Origin of the sequence: Nocardia sp. JMUB6875 (assembly GCF_041154655.1) — a bacterium.
Taxonomy (GTDB): Bacteria; Actinomycetota; Actinomycetes; order Mycobacteriales; family Mycobacteriaceae; genus Nocardia.
In genome coordinates, this window is the sequence record NZ_BAAFGR010000316.1 from 1 (window position 1) to 4,372 (window position 4,372).

Annotated in this window: 5 protein-coding genes; 1 reads left to right on the forward strand and 4 read right to left on the reverse strand. The window is 68.7% G+C overall.

What is annotated here, in order from left to right:
- Positions 1-73: 73 nt before the first annotated feature.
- On the reverse strand, positions 74-1,375 hold the full coding sequence (locus ACAM49_RS38955) for a hypothetical protein (RefSeq protein ID WP_369640531.1): 1,302 nt from the start codon (positions 1,373-1,375) through the stop codon (positions 74-76).
- 131 nt (positions 1,376-1,506) lie between these two features.
- On the opposite strand from ACAM49_RS38955, the gene ACAM49_RS38960 reads away from it, so the two are divergent.
- Positions 1,507-2,058: a TetR/AcrR family transcriptional regulator gene (locus ACAM49_RS38960; RefSeq protein WP_369640532.1), complete on the forward strand. Its 552-nt coding sequence runs from the start codon at positions 1,507-1,509 to the stop codon at positions 2,056-2,058.
- A gap of 19 nt (positions 2,059-2,077) precedes the next feature.
- On the opposite strand, the gene ACAM49_RS38965 is transcribed toward ACAM49_RS38960, so the two are convergent.
- From ACAM49_RS38965 to ACAM49_RS38975, 3 genes are all read right to left on the reverse strand, one after another.
- Entirely contained in the window at positions 2,078-2,251 is a 174-nt protein-coding gene (locus ACAM49_RS38965) for a hypothetical protein (protein ID WP_369640533.1), read from the reverse strand.
- 153 nt (positions 2,252-2,404) lie between these two features.
- Positions 2,405-2,947, reverse strand: a complete 543-nt coding sequence (locus tag ACAM49_RS38970) for a YbhB/YbcL family Raf kinase inhibitor-like protein (protein ID WP_369640534.1) — start codon at positions 2,945-2,947, stop codon at positions 2,405-2,407.
- A gap of 19 nt (positions 2,948-2,966) precedes the next feature.
- The gene (locus tag ACAM49_RS38975; protein ID WP_369640535.1) at positions 2,967-4,316 is read right to left on the reverse strand and encodes a M20/M25/M40 family metallo-hydrolase; all 1,350 of its coding nucleotides are present in this window, start codon (positions 4,314-4,316) and stop codon (positions 2,967-2,969) included.
- Positions 4,317-4,372: the final 56 nt, after the last annotated feature.

Consider the following 4,372-nt stretch of genomic DNA (forward strand, 5'->3'; position numbering starts at 1 on the left):
CCCCGGAGGCGACTGTGGGCCTGGACGAAAAGTCCAGGCCCACAGTTGTTTCCGCAGCACAACAACCCGGCGGCTACGCGCGCACCGCCGCCGCCCGCCGCACGCGCGCGAGCTGATCGCTCATCGCCTCCGCGACCCGGCCCATCTGCTGATGGCTGTGCTCGGCGGTGTCGTACTCGACCTGGACCGTGAGCCGGTCACCGACGGTGAAGACGGTCATCTTCGGCGGCATCCCCGCGGTCATCGCGAAGACCTCATCGCGCACGAACCCCAGGCCCGCGGGCAGCGGATGGGCCGGCAGTCGGCCCATATTCGACAACGCGATCGCCGGCGTCGCCGACAACGCCGCGGCCACCGGCGTATCCAGCACACGCTGCGAGGCCCGCATGAACAACGCCGGGAACCCGGTGTCGAGCATGAACCGCATCGCCTGATCGACGAGCACACCCAACGCCAGCGGATCGGCGTCGGAGTCGACCACCACCGGCGTCCCGGTACCGGAGGCGCAATTGAGGACGGTCGAGGCGGGCAGGCGCGGCGAGAGCGCCGGACGCAGATCCACGGCGTGCCCGCACATCAACGGCACCGGACCGGCCACCGGCAACTGCGCCCGCACCGCGGCCAACGCCGCACCGGCGAGCAGGCTGTTCACCGAAATACCCTGTGCACGAGCGGCATCCACCACCTCCGCGGTCTGCCGGGCACTCAACTCGATGCGCCGCAACGCCAATCGGCCACCCGGATCGCCCGCCCCGTCGCCATCTACGGGCAACCTCTGCGGCGGCTGCCCGGAACTCGCCGCCTCCGCCCGCACCTGCGCCAGGAACCCATCCACCTCGGCCTCGGAGACCACCCGCGCCAACAACTCGTCGACTCCGCCGACCAACTCCCGATCCGAATCCCCGAGCGGTAGCGGACTTCCCGCGACGTGGGCGCTGTAGCGCCGCCACATCTCGTCCACCAGTGCGAATGCCGAACGCCCATCGCTGATTCCATGATGGATGACCAGCACGATGCGAGTCTGCACCGGCCCGCGCAGCAGCACCGCCCCGAAAAGCCCGCCGTCCCACCGCGGTCGGCGGTTCACCAGCTCCCAATACTCGTCCACCTCGCCGGTGCGCTCCTCGAGCGGTGGCGCCCAATCCTCGTCGACCTCGAAACGGGCCACCCCGCCGTCGGTCACCACGCGACTGCGCAGCAGCACATGAGAGGCCGCGAGTTCACGCAACACCCGCCGCAGGATGCGCGCGTCCACCGCGCCGCGCACGGTGGTGCCGACGAACAGCGGCATCCCGCCGACCGGCACGCTGCCCAACCAGGCATCGGCGGCGAAATAGCGGGATTCGAACGGTGACAAGGGTCGCTGAACAGTCATATCGGGCTCGTACTTCCGTGTGATGGATCGTGCCACCTCCGACCATACACACGTTTCATACAGGCGTACAAAACAATTGTTTGAAACGCATGTCACAAACGACCGTATGATCCGCTGCTACGCTGACCCGCGTGGGAACCCGAGAAGATCTCCTCGTCGCCGCCAAGCAGTGCCTGGCCGAGCGCGGCTACGCCCGCACCACCGTGCGCGATATCGTCGCCGCCTCCGGCGCCAACCTCGCCGCCATCAACTACCACTTCGGCACCCGCGACAACCTGCTCAACCAGGCCATGCTCGAAGCCACCGCCGCCGCGGTCACCCGCCTGCTCGACTCCCTGCCCGGCGAGGCCGACACCGCCCCCGCCACCCGCCTGAACACCTTCTGGCACCAGCTGATCGGCTCCTTCACCGCCGACCGGGCGCTGTGGACCGCCAATGTCGAGGCCATGGCCCAGGCCCTGCACTCCCCCGCCCTGCGCACCGAGATCGGCGCGGCCCAGGCCGAGGCCCGCGCGGGCCTGTCCCATGACCTCGGCGAGGACAACCCCGCCATCGGCGCGGTCCTGCAAACCCTCATCGGCGGCCTGCTGGTCCAATACCTTATCGACCCCGAACACGCCCCCTCCGCCGAGGAGCTGGCCGCCGGTCTGCGGGGCCTGGCCGAACGTTCGAACCCCGCCTGAACGCACCCGGACGGGCCCGTCACACGGCGACGAGCTCTCCGGCCAGCAGATCGCTGGTGTTGCCCGCCTCGTCGCGCACCGTCACGGTTTGCCGGCCGGATTCGTCGGTATGCACGGCAACCACTTCCAGCGCCTGCTCCGCCGACTCCGACGCGATGCGAGGCACCACCTTGTCACCCACGGTGAAAGCCATATCGACCTCCTCGACAGCGATCCGGACAGGATCGCCATTCCCCGGCAGGCTCGGAAATAACCTTCGATCCACCCGTTCGAGCGGCACCCCGGACCCCGGAACAGCAGTGTGGCCCCGGACGAATCGTCCGGGGCCACAACGGGTTCGGAAAACCTACTTCGCGGGCTCCTCGTAGGTGGCCACGATCTGGGCGCGGCCCACGGTGTGGAAGAACAGGTTGAAGCCCAGGTAGGCCGGAGTGCCGTTCTCGTCGATATCCAGCGATTCCACGTCCACGGCGTGCACCGTGATGAAGTACCGGTGGTGGCCGTGCCCGGCGGGCGGGGACGCGCCCACGAACCCGGGGAACCCGCCGTCATTGCGCAGCTGCACCGCGCCCGCGGGCAGCGTGCCGCCCTCGCTGCCCGCGCCGCTGGGCAGCGAGGTCACCGACACCGGAATATTGGCCACGGCCCAGTGCCAGAAGCCCGACGCGGTCGGGGCGTCCGGATCGAAGACGGTGACCGCGAAACTCTTGGTCTCCGGCGGGAATCCCGACCACGACAGCTGCGGGGAGATGTCCTTGCCGCCCGACCCGAAGACCCCCGAAACCTGATCGTTGGCGAAGGGCTGGCCGTCGGTGACGTCGGCGGAGGTCACGGTGAAGCTGGGGACCTGCGGCAGCGGAGCGTAGGGGTTGTACGAATAGTCGGGCACGGGTGGTCCTTTCGAATCGTCAGCTGTGCAGAAGGAAGTGTTCCAGGACGCGGGTGCCGAATTCGAGCGATTCCACCGGAACCCGCTCGTCGACCCCGTGGAACAGCGCGGTGAAGTCCAGTTCGGGCGGCAGCCGCAGCGGCGCGAACCCGAAGCAGCGAATCCCCAACTTGGCGAACGCCTTCGCGTCGGTGCCGCCGGAGAGCATGTAGGGCACGGTGCGCCCGGCCGGGTCGTGGGCGAGGATGGCGTCGTTCATGGCATCGACCAGATGCCCGTCGAAGGTGGTCTCGTAGGAGTCGAGCTTGGTGATCCACTCACGCTCGACATCCGGGCCGATCAACGCGTCGACCTCACGCTCGAAGGCGGCCTGCCGCCCCGGCACCACCCGGCAGTCGACCACGGCCTCGGCGGTCTGCGGAATCACATTGGCCTTGTAGCCCGCCCGCAGCATGGTCGGGTTGGCGGTATCGCGCAGGGTCGCGCCGATGATGCGGGAAATGGTGCCCAGCTTGGCCAGCTGGCCCTCGATATCGGGTGAGGCCGGATCGAATTCGAGCCCGGACTCCTCGGCCACCGCCGCCAGGAACTCGGCCACCGAATCGGAGACCACCAGCGGGAAGGTGTGGGTGCCCAGCCGGGCCACCGCCTGCGACAGGATGGTGACCGCGTTGTCCTCGTGCAGGAACGAGCCGTGCCCGGCACGCGCCTTGGCGCGCAACCGCATCCAGCCCAGACCCTTCTCCGCGGTCTCCACCAGATACAGCCGCCGCTCGGACCCGTCGGGCTTGGGCACCGTCAGCGAGAACCCGCCGACCTCCCCGACCGCCTCGGTCACCCCCTCGAACAGATCGGGCCGATGCTCCACCAGCCACTGGCAGCCCCACCGCCCGCCGTTCTCCTCATCGGCCACGAACGCCCACACGATATCGCGCGGCGGCACCGTCCCCTCGATCTTGAACTGGCGGGCCACGGCCAGCATCATGCCGACCATGTCCTTCATATCGACCGCCCCGCGCCCCCACACATAGCCGTCGCGCACCGCCCCGGAGAACGGATGCACACTCCAGTCCGACGCCTCGGCGGGCACCACATCCAGATGCCCGTGCATCATCAACGCCCCCCGCGAGGAGTCCGCACCCTTCAACCGCGCGAACACATTCCCGCGCCCCGGCGCCCCCGACTCCACGTACTCGGTCTCGTAGCCTGCTTGCTCGAGCTGCTCGGCCACCCACTGCGCACACTCGCGCTCGCCCTTGGTGGTTTCGAGTTCACCGGTATTGGAGGTGTCGAACCGGATCAGCGAGCTGACCAGGTCCACCACTTCCGAGACGGCACGAGGAATATGGGTTTCGGCAGTTTCGGACACGTCACTTTCCTACCACCTCCCCGACATGCCGCGCCCCACCGCCGCCCGCACCGACC